Origin of the sequence: Candidatus Pantoea persica (assembly GCF_013753875.1) — a bacterium.
Taxonomy (GTDB): domain Bacteria; phylum Pseudomonadota; class Gammaproteobacteria; order Enterobacterales; family Enterobacteriaceae; genus Pantoea; species Pantoea persica.
This window is the reverse complement of the sequence record NZ_SMDS01000020.1, coordinates 61,480-76,455: the sequence shown is the minus strand read 5'-3', so window position 1 is coordinate 76,455 and position 14,976 is coordinate 61,480. Positions and strand designations below refer to the sequence as shown.

Below are 14,976 nucleotides of genomic sequence, written 5' to 3'. Positions count from 1 at the left end.
TGCCTGCTCCTCTCGCGCTTCAGGCGACCAGCTGTTCCATGATGCGCTGATACATACGGCTCAGCGTCTGTAGATCGGCCGCCTTCACGCACTCGTTGATTTTGTGAATGGTGGCATTCACCGGCCCCAGTTCAACCACCTGCGCGCCCATCCGCGCGATAAAGCGCCCGTCTGAGGTGCCGCCGGTGGTCAGCAGCTGCGGCTTGATTTCATTATAGTGCGATACCGCCTTGATCACGGCCTCTACCAGCTTGCCGCGTGAGGTCAGGAAGGGCTGGCCGGAAATGTTCCACTCCAGGGTGTAGTGCAGCTGGTGGCTGTCGAGCAGCGCCGCCACGCGATCTTTGATCATCTGGTCGGTCAGCTCGGTGCTGAAGCGGAAATTGAACTGCACGAAAAATTCGCCCGGGATGACGTTGTTGCTGCCGGTGCCGGCCTGCACGTTAGCGATCTGCATGCTGGTCGGCGGGAAAAATTCGTTGCCGCGATCCCATTCGGTCGCCACCAGCGCGTTCAGCGCCGGCATGGCGCGGTGCACCGGGTTGTCCGCCAGATGTGGATAGGCGACATGGCCCTGCATGCCGTGGATGGTCAGGTTCGCGGTCATCGAGCCGCGGCGGCCGTTTTTCACCACGTCGCCCACCACTTCGGTACTGGACGGCTCGCCTACCAGGCAGTAGTCGAGGCGCTCGTTGCGCGCCATCAGGCGCTCTACCACCTTCACCGTGCCGTTTTTCGCGCTCGCCTCTTCGTCGGAGGTAATCAAAAACGCCAGACGGCCCTTGTGGTTTGGGTGCACCGCGACAAAGCGCTCCGCCGCCACCACCATCGCCGCCAACGAGCCTTTCATATCAGCCGCGCCGCGGCCGAACAGCATACCGTCGCGAATGGTAGGTTCGAAGGGCGGATTAATCCAGCGGCTGGCGTCGCCCGGCGGCACCACGTCGGTGTGGCCGGCGAACGCCAGGGTTTCGCCCTGACCGTGCGTCGCCCAGAAGTTGAGCGTGTCGTCGATGTGCATCGGCTCTACCTGAAAGCCAATCGCTTCCAGACGGGCGATCAGCAGCGCCTGGCAACCGGCGTCATCCGGGCTGAGAGAGGGGCGGCGAATCAGCTGCTGCGTCAGTTCGATAACCGGACAGAACATGTTATGACTTCTCTTGGATAAACGTCTGGTAGGCGGCTTCGCTGAAGCCGACAAGCAGCGTGCCGTCCGGCGCGCGCAGTACCGGGCGCTTGATCACGCCGGGGTGCGCCAGCATCAGCGCTTTGGCGCTCTCGCTGTTAGTAACCGCCTCGCGATCCGCTTCTGGCAGCTTGCGCCAGGTGGTGCTGCGCGTGTTAAGCAGCGTCTGATAGCCTAGCTGATCGATAAGCTGCGTCAACAGCGCATCGCTCAGCCCGCTGGCGCGGTAATCATGAAATGCAAACTCGAGGCCGGCCGCCTCTAAAAAACGGCGCGCTTTTTTTATCGTGTCGCAATTTTTTATGCCGTACATCACCCACTGCGCTGTCATCATCCTTTCCCCGTGTAAAAAAAGAGCATCAGTTTACCACAGACCGCCGGCGTGCCGAATCCGCCATTGTCCATGCGCGTGAATATGCGGCGAAAAAAAAGCATGTAAGAATACTCTTAGTAACCGCTTTTATTTAGCCGCTTATTGTCACGCGGTTAATCAAGAGAGTGTTAAGAATTATCTTAAGCGAAATTCAGACCATCTGGTCCATTTATCACGCTGTTTATCGCTGCTGAGCCGCGCTATTGCTGAAATATACGTCAGCAAGCAGATCCAGAAAACTAAAGCCATTAATCGCCTTTGCCGATAGTGAAAACCGGTGTAACCGTATTCACTTGTCGAAAATTTATGCGTAAAATCGGCAGCACTATTAAGAGCGGTTCATATGATTGATGCTGAAATAGGGAACGGGAAAGACTTCATCGCCGCGATGTTACACAACAAGTAACAGGCGTCGAAAAAGGCAGGACCTGTCCCCCTTGCTTTGATTCTGACCACACACAGTAATACAAGGCAGCCACTTCGGTGGCTGCCTCTGTTTTTGCCCGTCAGTCGTGCAGCTTCGGCTTCAGCGGGAAAAGGGTGCGGTTGGCCTCCTGCAGATCGCGGGTTTTCTCCTCGACCGCGCTGGCCATCGCTTGGTGGTGCGAATGCAGCCGCGCCGCCATCGCGCTGAAGGTTTACGCCAGCACGAGCAGCTCGTTGTTCTGTTCGCCCACCAGCGGTGGAAAGGCGAAATTGCCGCTTTCCACGTAGCGGCTGGCGGTCACCAGCGCATTGAGCGGGCGCACCACGTGCCGTCGGCTAAAGCGAATGGTGGCGAGCGCCAGCGCCACGATGGCAATCACCCCCAGCAGGCTGCTGGCCGCCACCAGCTCTATTTTGCGCTCGCTGTAGCGCTGCAGCCCCAGCACGAAGCGGTCGATCTCGCCGACATAGTTTGCTACCTGCTGCTGATAGACCGCGTCGTCGCCGCGCTGTAGCTGGATCTGCAGCGACGGCCAGGCGTGGCGCAGATGCTGGTAGCGGTTGACCACCTCGCGCGGTACCCAGGGGCGGTCGAGATCGCGCAGCGCTGGCTTACTCTTGCAGGTGGCGCCTGAGCTGCTGCGGCGCGCTGGTGCTGTCCCAGGCCAGCCGATAGCTCTGCATGCGCAGCGAGTTGGCCAGGCTGATCGCCTCGGCGTCGCGCAGGCTGCTGGAGAGTGTCATCAGCGCCAGCAGCACGATAGCGCTCAGCGCCTGAGCGATGCTGCGAGTTACGGAACGTTTTACAATCACGGCGATACCCCTGTTTTTCGTACGGGCATTATAGAGAAGAAGCCCTGCGAGCGCCACGCCGCGCCCCGGCATCGTTATGCAGCCTGTTACAGGGTGAACAAAAAACAACCGGTGCTGACATATCCCAAGAGAGCGCACGTGCAGGCGCGTAAAAAGTACACAGGTTTATATCGGACGCATTTGGCTTTCATTAGGACGTTAATACTGTAAACCTGAATTAAGATAATCACCTGTCACCTCTGGTAAGGAGCATCCTGTGAAAAAACGTATCGTGATTCTGGCTGGTGCACTGTTAGCCACCGCTTCATTTTCCTCGCTGGCGGCCACGCTAGTTGATCAAGAGCAGGCGCAGGGCCTGCAGAGCGTCGGCAGCGTCTCTATCTCGAACGCCCCCGGCTCGCTGGATGACGCAACGCGTCAGCTTTCGCAAAAAGCTGAAGAGATGGGCGCCAACCACTACCGCATTATCGGCGTCGAAAACCCGGGCGACTCCAGCCTGTGGCGCGTTACCGCTGAGATTTATCGCTACCCCTCTGCCACATTTTTAATCCCTATAGCATTTGCCGGCCTGCTAATGGCCGTTGTTTTTTGTGCAACAAACCCGATTATTACAAAACACTTTGTGCACCCCGTCGGGATCTTTTGCTTCGTTCACGCAGAACGGGTAGGATTCATCGCCGTAATTTCCCCTGCCTTTTTACTAATAACTCACAGGTAGATAACAAGGCAATTACCCCATTTCGCATGGCGCGCGCAATCGTTTGTGTTCGCCGTGATTGATGGTCAGGACAAACAGGACAAACAGGAAGGCTATGAAATATACTCATAAAACCGCAGCCGAAATGCGCGCTGCGAAAAGACGCTGGCTGAACTCACACGACACTGGCTACCACAAGGCGATGGGCAATCGTCACGTTCAGATGATTGCTATCGGCGGCGCCATCGGCACCGGTCTGTTCCTCGGCGCCGGCGGGCGTCTGCAGGCGGCGGGGCCGGCGCTGGCGCTGATCTATCTGGTGTGCGGAATCTTCTCTTTCTTTATTCTGCGTGCGCTCGGTGAGCTGGTGCTGCACCGTCCGTCAAGCGGCAGCTTCGTTTCCTATGCGCGCGAATTCCTCGGCGAAAAAGCGGCCTATGTGGCGGGCTGGATGTACTTCGTCAACTGGGCGATGACCGGCATCGTCGATATCACCGCGGTAGCGCTCTATATGCATTACTGGGGCGCCTTTGGCGACGTGCCGCAGTGGGTCTTCGCGCTGGGCGCGCTGGCCATTGTCGGCACCATGAACATGATCGGCGTGAAGTGGTTCGCCGAGATGACGTTCTGGTTCGCGCTGGTCAAGGTGCTGGCGATCGCCATCTTTCTGGTGGTGGGCGTGGTGTTTCTCGGCACCGGCAAACCGATGGACGGTAACGCCACCGGCTTCCATCTGGTGACCGACAACGGCGGGCTGTTCCCGCACGGCCTACTGCCCGCGCTGGTGCTAGTGCAGGGCGTAGTCTTCGCCTTCGCCTCCATCGAGCTGGTAGGCACCGCCGCCGGCGAGTGTAAAGATCCGGAAACTATGCTGCCGAAAGCGATCAACAGCGTGATCTGGCGTATCGGCCTGTTCTACGTCGGTTCGGTGGTGCTGCTGGTGCTGCTACTGCCGTGGAACGCCTATCAGGCGGGACAGAGCCCGTTCGTAACCTTCTTCTCGAAGCTGGGCGTGCCTTACGTCGGCAGCATCATGAATATTGTGGTGCTGAGCGCGGCGCTCTCCAGCCTGAACTCCGGCCTCTACTCCACCGGCCGCATCCTGCGCTCGATGGCGATGGGTGGCTCGGCGCCGAAGTTCATGTCGAAAATGAGCAGCCAGCAGGTGCCTTACGCCGGTATCCTGGTGACCATCGCGGTCTACGTGGTGGGCGTGGTGTTGAACTACTATGTGCCTTCTCAGGTGTTCGAGATCGTGCTGAACGTCGCGTCGCTCGGCATTATTGCCTCCTGGGGCTTTATCGTGATCTGCCAGATGCGTCTGCGTAAGGCGATCAAAGAGGGCAAGGCGGACGACGTCAGCTTCAAGCTGCCAGGTGCGCCGGTCACCTCCTGGCTGACGCTGCTGTTCCTGCTGAGCGTGCTGGTGCTGATGGCGTTCGACTACCCGAACGGCACCTACACCATCGTCACGATTCCGGTGCTGGCGGTGATTCTGGTTCTGGGCTGGTTCGGCGTGCGCAAGCGCGTGAATGCCATCGCGCAGACCGAACACGATCATCTGCACGCGCACGACGACGGCGACCAGCCGCACACGCTGGCGGACAACGTGCGCTAAATCGCGTAGCGCCTGCCCGCAAGGGCAGGCGTTTTACTGGCGACGCTTTCAGATAGTTTTCCCTCTTGCTTCCGCCTATGATGGCAGGCTCCTCTAAATCCACAGTGGAGCCACCACGTCAGCTAACATCACGCTTATCAAAGATAAGCTGCTTTCCGATAACTACTTTGTATACCTATGAGATCGCCACCAAAAGCGGCGAAGTGGTGCGTCATCGCCGTGAGGTCTATGACCGCGGCAACGGCGCGACCATCCTGCTCTACGACCGCGACAAAAACAGCGTGGTGCTGACGCGGCAGTTTCGCATGGCGACCTGGGTTAACGGCAACGCGGACGGCATGCTGATTGAGGCCTGCGCGGGACTGCTGGATAACGACACGCCGGAAGACTGCATCCGCAAAGAGGCGAGCGAGGAGACCGGCTACACGGTAGGCGCGGTAACCAAACTCTACGAAGCCTATATGTGGCCGGGCGGCGTCACCGAGCTTATTCACTTTTTCGCCGCCGAATATAATGACGCGCTGTGCGACAACGCCGGTGGCGGAGTAGAAGATGAGTATATCGACGTGCTGGAGCTGGCTTTCCCTGACGCGCTGGCGATGGTGAAGGATGGCCGTATCCGCGACGGTAAAACCATTATGCAGCAGCAGCATGCGCAGCTCGCCGGCTGGCTCACCGCCTGACCGGGCGGGCGCCCCGGCGCCTGCGCCACATTGTCCGATTAATCTGATTGAGGTCAGCCTGCGCGCTACCGATGATGAAAGCGGCAAGTCCCTCGCGCGCCGCGCCCAGTTATCGTATGCTTTTGCAGCAGTTAAGTGCGCTTTCCGGACGGAGTCACAGTTTCAGGCCACCTGACGCCCGGCCGTTGCGCTATCATCTCCACTCTGAGATTTTGGGGACCGTTTTTCTTGATGTCGACCTGGACGAAGACACTGCTGCTGTTGCCTTTCCTTTTCGCTGCCGGCGCAAAAGCCGATCCACTGCAAAAGTCATTTTCCGACTGGCAGGTGACCTGCAATAACGGCGGATTTTGCGTGGCGCGCAATATTCCGGGCGATAAAGGGCTGGTGATGACCATTGCCCTCCATGCGGGCACCAGCGATCGCCCGCTGCTGCGCATCGATTACGGCAGCGCCTACAGCGGCGAAGTGCCCGGCGCGCCACTGCAGGATAATTTGCTGCTGGATCAGCGGCGGCTGCGTCCCGATCTGAAGCATTGGACAGTAGAGCCTCACCACCTCGCCACCAGCAACGCCATCGCTATCGACGAGTTCCTAGCGCAGATTCTCGACGCGGACGCCATACAGCTGACCTATAACGCGCAGGCCGCCGTCTCGTTGCACGGCCAGAAGGCGGCGCTGCTGCTGATCGATGACGTGCAGGGCAGGGTAAACGGCATGAGCGCCTGGATAAAGCGCGGCTCGCGCACGTAGTGGGATGTTCCCCCCCGCGCCGCCGCAGCCCGCCGCGCCGACGCGCAGCGAAACGCAGCGGCCTGCTCGATTACGGCACCTGGCGCATCAACTCCGATTCCTGTTTGCTCGATCCGATGCAGCGCGAGGTCAACGTCGCGCCCTTAACTGACAGCAAGGCGCTGCTGATGGTGAGCTGTGAAGTGGGGGCGTATAACGTGATCGATCTGGCGTTTGAGGTGACGCGCAGCGCGCCCTATGTTGCGCGCGGCATCAGCTTGACGCTGCCCTTTACGCCGCCGCGCGGCGAACGCCAGCTGGAGTTGATCAACGCCGAATATGACACCAGCAGCGGACAGCTTTACACCTTCAGTAAAGGACGCGGACTGGGCGACTGCAGCACCGCCACGCGCTGGCGCTTCAACGGCAGCGATTTTACCCTTTCGGAGTCTGCAGAAGAGTCGACCTGCGACGCCTGGCACAGCAGCGACGACTGGCTGACCCTGTGGGTCTCCCGGTCGTCGCCCGAAGCGTCGCCCTAGCGGATCGCCTGTACCCTTATCGGAGAGCCGTTCTGGTTGCCGACCAGCTCCGCCAGCATATCGTTAACGCCGTCGCTCATTGCGGTAAAGCGCGTCAGCGGCGAGCGCGGGTTGACCGCCGAGTTGAGGAACTGCTGCATCCAGCGGCCCATATCTTCCGGCGTGGAGTAGACGCCGCCGCTGCCGATCGCCGCCAGCGTATTGTGGCAGGGGCTGTGACGCCTTTCTCCGGCACCATCAGGCGGCCGCACTGCTCCGGCGACGGCGTAAAGGTGGTGTCATTCATGCCCAGCGGACGGGTAATCAGCTGCTGCAGCAGCGCCGGGTTAGGGCATGCCGGCAGCGCGCGTCAGCGCGTCATCCAGCAGATCATAACCAAGGTTGGAGTTGGCGGCGTCGGTGCCCGGCGCGGCCCTCAGCTTCACGCCGGCGAGCCAGTCCCAGCGCTCGCTGCGCGTCGGCCAGATAAAGACCGGACTATGCGGCTTGCCGCCGGGCTGCTCGCGCGGCAGCCCGCTGGTGTGGATCGAGAGGTTGATCAGGCGGATCGGCTCTCCGGCATAGCTCGGCACGCGCGCGCCCGCCGGCGCATATCCGCTCAGCGGGTCGTCAAAGCGAATTTGCCCGCGCTCCGCCATTTTCACCATCACCTCGCTGGTCAGTAGCTTGCTGAGCGAGGCGATGCGGATCAGGGAATCTTTTTGCGGTCGGACATTGTTGCCCGGCCGGGTTTCGCCAAAGCTGGCGAAGACGCTCTGATTGCCGTCAATCGCCACAAGCGCCATGCCGGTGGCGCCGCTGCCGTAAAAGATATGCTCGGCGTAGCGATCGACGATTTGCGAGGCGAGCAGCGGATCGGGCGCGACCTGCGCCTTGCCTGCCAGCGGAAAGAGCGAAATCATTAATGCGGCTAAATAGGGCGTACGTTTTTTCAACGGGGAAGCATCCGGGCAGAGAAACGGGAAAGGTCTTATAGAGTAATGGGTTTACGCAAGCGGTGAAGGGGGGCGGTGCGGATTTTTTTCTGTTTCGGTCTTTGAAGAGAAGCGCGCCTTCCCGCCGGTACGGGAAGGCGCCAATGCATTATACCGGCTTGAGTAACGACTCCGCCTGGGCGACGACGTTCTCAACGGTGAAGCCGAAGGCCGGGAAGAGTTTGCTCGCCGGCGCAGATTCGCCGAAGGTGGTCATCCCGACAATCTTGCCGTCGATGCCGACATATTTGTACCAGTAGTCGGCGATGCCCGCCTCGATCGCCACGCGCGCGCGCGCCGTCGAAGGCAGCACCGACTCGCGGTAGGCGCTGTCCTGCTTGTCGAACACGTCGGTGCTCGGCAGCGACACCACGCGCACCTTGTGGCCGTCGGTGGTCAGCTTCTCCGCCGCGCCGAGGGTAATTTCCACTTCCGACCCGGTGGCGATCAGGATGATGTCCGGCGTGCCGTCGCAATTTTTCAGCACATAGCCGCCGCGCGCGATGTTCTGCACCTGATCTAGTGAGCGCTCCGGCTGCAGCAGGTTCTGACGCGACAGGATCAGCGCAGTCGGGCCGTGATGGCGCTCGACCGCCGCCTTCCACGCCACCGCCGTCTCAACCTGATCGCAGGGACGCCAGGTGCTGAAGTTCGGCGTCAGGCGCAGGCTGGCGAGCTGCTCGACCGGCTGGTGCGTCGGGCCATCTTCGCCGAGGCCGATAGAGTCATGGGTATAGACCATGATCTGGCGCGCTTTCATCAGCGCCGCCATACGCGCAGCGTTACGCGCATACTCGACGAACATCAGGAAGGTGGCTGTGTAGGGCACAAAGCCGCCGTGGTGGGCGATGCCGTTGGCGATGGCGGTCATGCCGAACTCACGCACGCCGTAGTGAATATAGTTGCCCGCCGGATCCTCTTTGATCGGCTTCGAACCTGACCAGATGGTCAGGTTGCTGGGCGCCAGATCCGCCGAGCCGCCAAGGAACTCCGGCAGCAGCGAGCCGAAATGCTCCAGCGTATTTTGCGACGCCTTGCGGCTGGCGATTTTCTGCGGGTTGGCCTGCAGCTCGGTGATAAATTTGTGGGTCTCGCTCTCCCAGGTCGACGGCATTTCGCCGTTCATGCGGCGCTGATACTCTTCCGCCAGCTCTGGATGCGCCTGCTTGTAAGCCGCCAGCTTCTCATTCCAGGCGCGCTCGCGCTCGGCGCCCGCCTCTTTGGCGTCCCACTGCTGATAAATTTCTTGCGGGATCTCGAACGGCGCCGCGGTCCAGCCCAGCTCTTTACGCGCCAGCGCCACTTCCGCGTCGCCCAGCGCCGCGCCGTGCGACTCCTCTTTACCGGCTTTGTTCGGCGAGCCGAAGCCGATAATGGTGCGGCAGATAATCAGTGACGGCTTGTCGGTGACGCTCTGCGCCTCTTTAATCGCGCGGCTCACCGCCTCGGCGTCGTGCCCGTCGATTTCGCCCACTACGTGCCAGTTATAGGATTCGAAGCGCTTGTGGGTGTCGTCGGTGAACCAGCCTTCTGTTTCGCCGTCGATAGAGATGCTGTTATGGTCGTAGAAGCCGATTAGCTTGCCGAGACCCAGCGTGCCCGCCAGCGAGCAGACCTCGTGGGAGATCCCCTCCATCAAGCAGCCGTCGCCCATAAAGACATAGGTGAAGTGATCGACGATATCGTGTCCCGGGCGGTTGAACTGCGCGCCCAGCGTGCGCTCGGCGATCGCCAGACCCACGGCGTTGGCCAGGCCCTGGCCCAGCGGACCGGTGGTGGTTTCCACGCCCGGCGTATAGCCGATTTCCGGGTGACCCGGGGTTTTCGAGTGCAGCTGACGGAAATTTTTCAGCTCTTCCATCGGCAGATCGTAGCCGGAGAGATGCAGCAGGCTATAGAGCAGCATCGAGCCGTGGCCGTTCGACAGAATAAAGCGGTCGCGGTCGGCCCAGGCTGGGTTAGTAGGATTGTGTTTCAGGTAATCGCGCCACAGCACTTCGGCGATGTCCGCCATGCCCATCGGCATGCCCGGGTGTCCGGAGTTTGCTTTTTGTACCGCATCCATACTTAACGCACGAATCGCGTTCGCCAACTCTCTGCGTGATGACATAGGGTTCTCCCTTCGTGTTAGCAGAAGTGCGGGCGGATGACCCGCCCGACGAATTAAACAGGCAGCAACTACAGGCGCGCGGCCAGCACGTCTTCCAGTTTCTGCTGATCGACCGCAAACAGGCGAATGCCGTCGGAAAGTTTCTCTACCGCCATCGGATCTTGGTTGTGCTCCCAGCGGAACTCCGCTTCAGACAGCGACGCAGGCTGGTAGAAGCCCTCGGTGGATGGCTCCAGCTTGCGCTCAACCGGCGCATCGCTGTTCTGCAGCTCTTCCAGCAGGTTAGGGGAGATAGTCAGGCGGTCGCAGCCAGCCAGCGCGACGATCTGCTCAACCTTGCGGAAGCTGGCACCCATGATGATAGTGCTGTAACGGTGCTTTTTGTAGTAGTCGTAGATGCGGCGTACTGATTTCACGCCTGGATCTTCGTCCACCACATACGGGTCAAGCGGCTTGCGGCTGTTGTACCAGTCGTAGATGCGGCCGACAAACGGGGAGATCAGGAACACGCCCGCTTCGGCGCAGGCGCGCGCCTGCGCAAAGGAGAAGAGCAGCGTCAGGTTGCAGTGGATGCCGTTTTTCTCCAGCTCTTCCGCCGCCTTGATGCCTTCCCAGGTGGAGGCTAGCTTGATCAGAATGCGCGAACGGTCAATGCCGTGCTCCTCATACAGGCGAACCAGTTTTTCCGCCTTGGTGACGCACATGCCACGATCGAAAGAGAGGCGCGCATCCACTTCGGTCGAAATATGGCCCGGTACGCTTTTCAGGATTTCCATACCGAGGTTAATCGCCACTTTATCGCTGGCGTTGATAATCTGCGTCTCTTTGCTGCCGCCCTGCTTTTTCGCATAGTCGATGGCGTCGTCGATCAGGTGCTTATAGCCCTCGATGCCAGCGGCTTTCAGGATCAGAGAGGGATTGGTGGTGGCGTCTTCAGGATGGTAGTTGCGGATGGATTCGATATCGCCGCTGTCCGCCACAACGGTCGTGAACTGTTTTAAAGCCTCTAGCTGGTTCATCTTTTAACTCCTTGATGATCAATTCTTTTAATGCAAATGATTTCACCCTGCAATACAGTGCATCAGGTGTTCGACGTTGAATATACTCTTTTTCTGATTATTACTATGGGCTGAACTCATCTGGGCCCCACGCGGCGAAAACAGCGTGACGCCAAACAGGGAGAGCACGCTGCAACATCCTGTCAGCCAGCCGGGGGGGCGAAAATCGCTCATCACAAAGATTAGCAAAACTGACGGTTTCTGCCGGATGAACCGCATTTTCCGCCCGATGATCTTATCATACGGCAATCCGCGTTATCGCGGTCCCTCCAACGTTTTCCATTCTGTCTAACTTTTATACTGCTTGCGCACTGAAGCTGAAAAAAGGAAACGACACTGGACGAGCAACTCAGGCAGAGCGCGCTGGATTTTCATCAGTATCCCACCCCGGGAAAGATCCAGATTTCGCCCACTAAACCTCTCGCCACCCAGCGCGATATAGCGCTGGCCTACTTTGCCGACACCTACGTCAATGAGGATCCGACGCCGGAACAGCTGGCGGATTTGACGCTGCTAGCGGCGGAAACGGTGCGCCGTTTCGGCATTGAGCCGCGCGTCGCGCTCTTGTCGCACTCCAGCTTCAGCACCTCGAACGCGCCGGGCGCTGGCGATTATTCAGCGCCGCGCGCCGCATCTGGAAGTGGACGGCGAGATGCACGGCGACGCGGCGCTGGTAGAGAGCATTTGCCGCGAGCTGATGCCGGACAGTCCGCTGAAGGGCGCGGTGAACCTGCTGGTGATGCCCAACGTCGAAGCGGCGCGCATTAGTTACAACCTACTAAGGGTTTCCAGCTCCGAAGGCGTCACCGTCTGCCCGGTGTTGATGGGCATCAGCAAACCGGTACATGTGCTGACGCGCATCGCCTCGGTCAGGCGCATCGTCAATATGGTGGCGCTGGCGGTCGTCGAAGCGCAAACGCAGCCGCTATAGCGGGGAGGCGTCATCCTTCAGCCAGTCGCGCACCGGGAGAAAGTCGCGCGTCAGCGCAGCTTCCGGCGAGTCCGGCGCCGGCTGGTAGTCATACTCCCAGCGCACCAGCGGCGGCATCGACATCAGAATCGACTCGGTGCGGCCGCCGGTCTGCAGGCCGAACAGCGTGCCACGATCCCACACCAGGTTGAACTCGACGTAGCGCCCGCGGCGATAGAGCTGAAACTGGCGCTCGCGCTCGCCCCACGGCAGCGCTTTGCGGCGTTCAACAATCGGCAGATAGCCGTCGGGGAAGCCTTCGCCTACCGCCTGTATAAAGCGAAAGCTGGTGTCGAAGTCGGGCGTGTTGAGATCGTCGAAAAACAGCCCGCCGATGCCGCGCTGCTCGTCGCGGTGTTTCAGGTAGAAGTAGTCGTCGCACCACTTTTTGTAGCGCGGATAGACGTTGTCGCCAAAGGGCTGGCAGAGATCGAACGCGGTTTGGTGCCAGTGCACCGCATCTTCGGTAAAGCCGTAGTAGGGCGTCAGATCGAAGCCGCCGCCGAACCACCACACTGGCTCGGCGCCGGGCTTTTCCGCAATAAAAAAGCGCACGTTGGCGTGGCTGGTGGGCACATAGGGACTGTGCGGATGGATCACCAGCGAAACGCCCATCGCCTCGAAGCTGCGGCCCGCCAGTTCCGGGCGGTGCGCCGTGGCCGACGCGGGCATGCGATCGCCATGCACGTGCGAAAAGTTTACACCCGCCTGCTCAAACAGCGCGCCGTCGCGCAGCACGCGGCTGCGGCCGCCGCCGCCGCCCGGGCGCTGCCAGCTGTCTTCAGCGAACTGCGCGCCGCCGTCGGCCGCCGCCAGTTGATTACAGATCGTATCCTGCAGAGTGAGCAGAAAGGCTTTTACGCGGGAAATATCGGGCATGAGATCCGACTTTTGGCAAAAATGTGGCGCAATTATACCTGACCATTGCAGCGATCGTACTCATCAAAGTAGCGGGTAATACCGCTAGCGATCGCCGCGGCGATTTTTTGCCGGAACGCGGTGGTGCCGAGCAGCTGCTCTTCGCGCGGGTTGGTAAAAAGAGGTCTCTACCAGCACCGAGAGGATCGAGGGCGATTTCAGCACGGCGAACGCCGTCTGCTCGGTGTGCTCGCTGTGCAGATGGTGCACCGGGCGGATCTGATCCAGCACATGCTTGCCCAGCGTCAGGCTGTTGCGGATGGTATCGGTCTGCACCAGATCGAACAGGATCTGATACAGATAGTTATCCTGCTGCTCGACCTGTGCGCCGCCTATCTTGTCCGCCGCATTCTCTTTATCCGACAGATAGCACGCCATGGCGCTGCTGGCGCCGCAGTTCGACAGGGCGAATACCGAGGCGCCGTTGGCAGGGGCTGGTAAAGCCGTCGGCGTGGATCGACATAAAGTGGATCGACATAAACAGGCTGGCGCCGTGCTGATGCGCGATTTCGACGCGCTGGTAGAGAGGGGAATAACGTGGTCGCTGTCGCGCGTCAGGCGCACCTCAATACGGGGATGCGCCAGAACCACATGCTTCTCCTCCGAGCCTTCGCCGCCCACCGCGCCGGAGTCGATGCCGCCGTGGCCGGGATCGATCATCACGATGCGCTTGCCGCTGTTCTGCGGCGGGTCGGGAAGGGCTTGGCGTGGGTCCACGTGCAGCGTCGTCGTCTCCTCTTTCGCCTAAATGGCGCGCGGCGAGAGAATCGCCAGTGCGAGGCTGGAGAGCAGCAGCTGGCGACAGTTGGTGAGGCACTTGAGCAGGACGAGTTTTTGCATGTGCAGGTCCATTAGCGAAAATCGTGCAAGGTACTATATCGTAACGTTTTGTTCGCCGTGACCCCGCAACCCTTTCAGGGCTTTACTTTGTATGTCAGGTTGCTAACAGGAAATTTGCCGCTTTTTCCGGCGCGCTGCGTTAAGCAGGTTGCGCGCGGCTCCGAATGCGTGATAATCAGCAAATTGTGCTTATTTGCAAGGTAAAAACGATGGAAATTCGCGCCTTCCGCCAGGAAGATTTTGAAGAGGTAATCACGCTCTGGGAGCGTTGCGATTTGTTACGCCCCTGGAACGATCCGGAGCTGGATATCGAACGCAAGATGAACCATGACGCGGATCTTTTCCTGGTTGTTGAAGTGGGCGGCGAGGTGGTCGGCACGCTGATGGGCGGCTACGACGGCCATCGCGGCAGCGCCTACTATCTGGCCGTTTATCCCGACTACCAAGGGCGCGGCTTCGCCAACGCGCTGATGAACCGGCTGGAGAAGAAGCTGATCGCACGCGGCTGCCCCAAAATCAACCTGATGGTGCGCGAAGAGAACGATCAGGTGGTCGCCTTTTACGAAAAGCTCGATTACGAGCAGGTCGATTCGCTGCTGCTCGGCAAGCGTCTGATTGAAGATCGCGAGTATTGAAGCGGTGAACTATCCGCCGGAGGAATATGATGCGAAAGGGCAGCTGCGGCTGCCGTTTCTTTTCTGTTCGATCCTGCTGCTGCTAGCGCGCACCTATTGCTGCTGATGGCGGGCGCGTCGCGCCAGCAGGGCAACGATCTGCTGGGCTGTTCTATCTCGATAGCCAGGCGTTCTAGCTCGGGCTGGCGCTGGGTGCTGGCGCTTTCGCTGGCGGTGAATCTCGGCTGGCAGGCGCGCGGCATGGCGGCGAGCGATCTGCTTAGCTCGCCCTGGCTGCTGATGCTGATGCTGTTCGACCGATTGGCACTGCTGTGGCTGATGGTCAACGCTAGGCTGCGCCACTGCTTTCTGCCGCAACATTAACTGACGGAATAAACTTTTTGCCGACGGGCGACTCCAAG

The 14,976-nt window shown here is 60.0% G+C and carries 11 protein-coding genes and 6 pseudogenes; 9 read left to right on the top strand and 8 right to left on the bottom strand.

Annotation, left to right across the window (positions count from 1 at the left end):
* Nucleotides 1-19: 19 nt before the first annotated feature.
* On the bottom strand, nucleotides 20-1,147 hold the full coding sequence (gene dapE / locus EIO60_RS12880) for a succinyl-diaminopimelate desuccinylase (protein ID WP_258577021.1): 1,128 nt from the start codon (nucleotides 1,145-1,147) through the stop codon (nucleotides 20-22).
* 1 nt (nucleotide 1,148) lies between these two features.
* Nucleotides 1,149-1,517 (bottom strand): ArsC family reductase, encoded by a 369-nt coding sequence (locus tag EIO60_RS12875; RefSeq protein WP_258577094.1) that lies wholly within the window; start codon nucleotides 1,515-1,517, stop codon nucleotides 1,149-1,151.
* A 385-nt stretch (nucleotides 1,518-1,902) separates the two neighbouring features.
* Between EIO60_RS12875 and EIO60_RS17315 the strand changes: the two genes are divergently transcribed.
* On the top strand, nucleotides 1,903-1,965 hold the full coding sequence (locus tag EIO60_RS17315) for a hypothetical protein (protein WP_508278753.1): 63 nt from the start codon (nucleotides 1,903-1,905) through the stop codon (nucleotides 1,963-1,965).
* A gap of 130 nt (nucleotides 1,966-2,095) precedes the next feature.
* Here the strand turns inward: EIO60_RS17315 and EIO60_RS16215 are convergent.
* Nucleotides 2,096-2,798 (bottom strand): annotated as a pseudogene (locus EIO60_RS16215) (type IV pili methyl-accepting chemotaxis transducer N-terminal domain-containing protein); the annotation flags it as partial.
* Nucleotides 2,799-3,054: 256 nt separating this feature from the next.
* On the opposite strand from EIO60_RS16215, the pseudogene EIO60_RS12860 reads away from it, so the two are divergent.
* From EIO60_RS12860 to EIO60_RS16885, 5 genes and pseudogenes are all read left to right on the top strand, one after another.
* Nucleotides 3,055-3,324 (top strand): annotated as a pseudogene (locus EIO60_RS12860) (YdgH/BhsA/McbA-like domain containing protein); the annotation flags it as partial.
* 286 nt (nucleotides 3,325-3,610) lie between these two features.
* The gene (gene ansP / locus EIO60_RS12855; protein ID WP_258577018.1) at nucleotides 3,611-5,113 is read left to right on the top strand and encodes an L-asparagine permease; all 1,503 of its coding nucleotides are present in this window, start codon (nucleotides 3,611-3,613) and stop codon (nucleotides 5,111-5,113) included.
* A gap of 97 nt (nucleotides 5,114-5,210) precedes the next feature.
* Nucleotides 5,211-5,796, top strand: a pseudogene (gene nudK, locus EIO60_RS12850) (GDP-mannose pyrophosphatase NudK).
* A 231-nt stretch (nucleotides 5,797-6,027) separates the two neighbouring features.
* A complete protein-coding gene (locus EIO60_RS16890) occupies nucleotides 6,028-6,549 on the top strand; it encodes a DUF1176 domain-containing protein (RefSeq protein WP_258577093.1) in 522 nt (173 codons plus the stop codon).
* Nucleotides 6,549-7,070 carry a DUF1176 domain-containing protein gene (locus EIO60_RS16885; RefSeq protein WP_258577017.1) on the top strand — a complete coding sequence of 174 codons (522 nt, stop codon included), beginning with the start codon at nucleotides 6,549-6,551 and terminating at the stop codon, nucleotides 7,068-7,070. Before EIO60_RS16890 ends, EIO60_RS16885 begins: the two co-directional genes overlap by 1 nt.
* Here EIO60_RS16885 and ampH read toward each other — a convergent pair.
* From ampH to tal, 3 genes and pseudogenes are all read right to left on the bottom strand, one after another.
* Nucleotides 7,067-7,972 (bottom strand): annotated as a pseudogene (gene ampH / locus EIO60_RS12835) (D-alanyl-D-alanine-carboxypeptidase/endopeptidase AmpH). The gene EIO60_RS16885 and the pseudogene ampH overlap by 4 nt on opposite strands.
* Before the next feature lie 181 nt (nucleotides 7,973-8,153).
* Nucleotides 8,154-10,154, bottom strand: coding sequence for a transketolase (gene tkt / locus EIO60_RS12830; protein ID WP_258577016.1), 2,001 nt, complete (start codon nucleotides 10,152-10,154; stop codon nucleotides 8,154-8,156).
* 68 nt (nucleotides 10,155-10,222) lie between these two features.
* Nucleotides 10,223-11,173: a transaldolase gene (tal, locus tag EIO60_RS12825; protein WP_258577015.1), complete on the bottom strand. Its 951-nt coding sequence runs from the start codon at nucleotides 11,171-11,173 to the stop codon at nucleotides 10,223-10,225.
* A gap of 489 nt (nucleotides 11,174-11,662) precedes the next feature.
* Between tal and EIO60_RS12820 the strand changes: the two are divergent.
* Nucleotides 11,663-12,143, top strand: a pseudogene (locus tag EIO60_RS12820) (phosphate acyltransferase); the annotation flags it as partial.
* Here EIO60_RS12820 and hemF read toward each other — a convergent pair.
* Both hemF and EIO60_RS12810 read right to left on the bottom strand, forming a co-directional pair.
* Nucleotides 12,138-13,061 (bottom strand): oxygen-dependent coproporphyrinogen oxidase, encoded by a 924-nt coding sequence (gene hemF / locus EIO60_RS12815; protein ID WP_258577014.1) that lies wholly within the window; start codon nucleotides 13,059-13,061, stop codon nucleotides 12,138-12,140. The pseudogene EIO60_RS12820 and the gene hemF sit on opposite strands and share 6 nt — an antisense overlap.
* Before the next feature lie 84 nt (nucleotides 13,062-13,145).
* Nucleotides 13,146-13,817 (bottom strand): N-acetylmuramoyl-L-alanine amidase, encoded by a 672-nt coding sequence (locus tag EIO60_RS12810; protein WP_258577013.1) that lies wholly within the window; start codon nucleotides 13,815-13,817, stop codon nucleotides 13,146-13,148.
* Between the two features lie 332 nt (nucleotides 13,818-14,149).
* On the opposite strand from EIO60_RS12810, the gene EIO60_RS12805 reads away from it, so the two are divergent.
* Together EIO60_RS12805 and EIO60_RS12800 are read left to right on the top strand one after the other, a co-directional pair.
* The gene (locus EIO60_RS12805) at nucleotides 14,150-14,575 is read left to right on the top strand and encodes a GNAT family acetyltransferase (protein ID WP_258577012.1); all 426 of its coding nucleotides are present in this window, start codon (nucleotides 14,150-14,152) and stop codon (nucleotides 14,573-14,575) included.
* Nucleotides 14,571-14,938: pseudogene (locus EIO60_RS12800) on the top strand (DUF2919 family protein). The gene EIO60_RS12805 and the pseudogene EIO60_RS12800 overlap by 5 nt, the downstream one beginning before the upstream one ends.
* The last annotated feature ends 38 nt before the right edge of the window (nucleotides 14,939-14,976 follow it).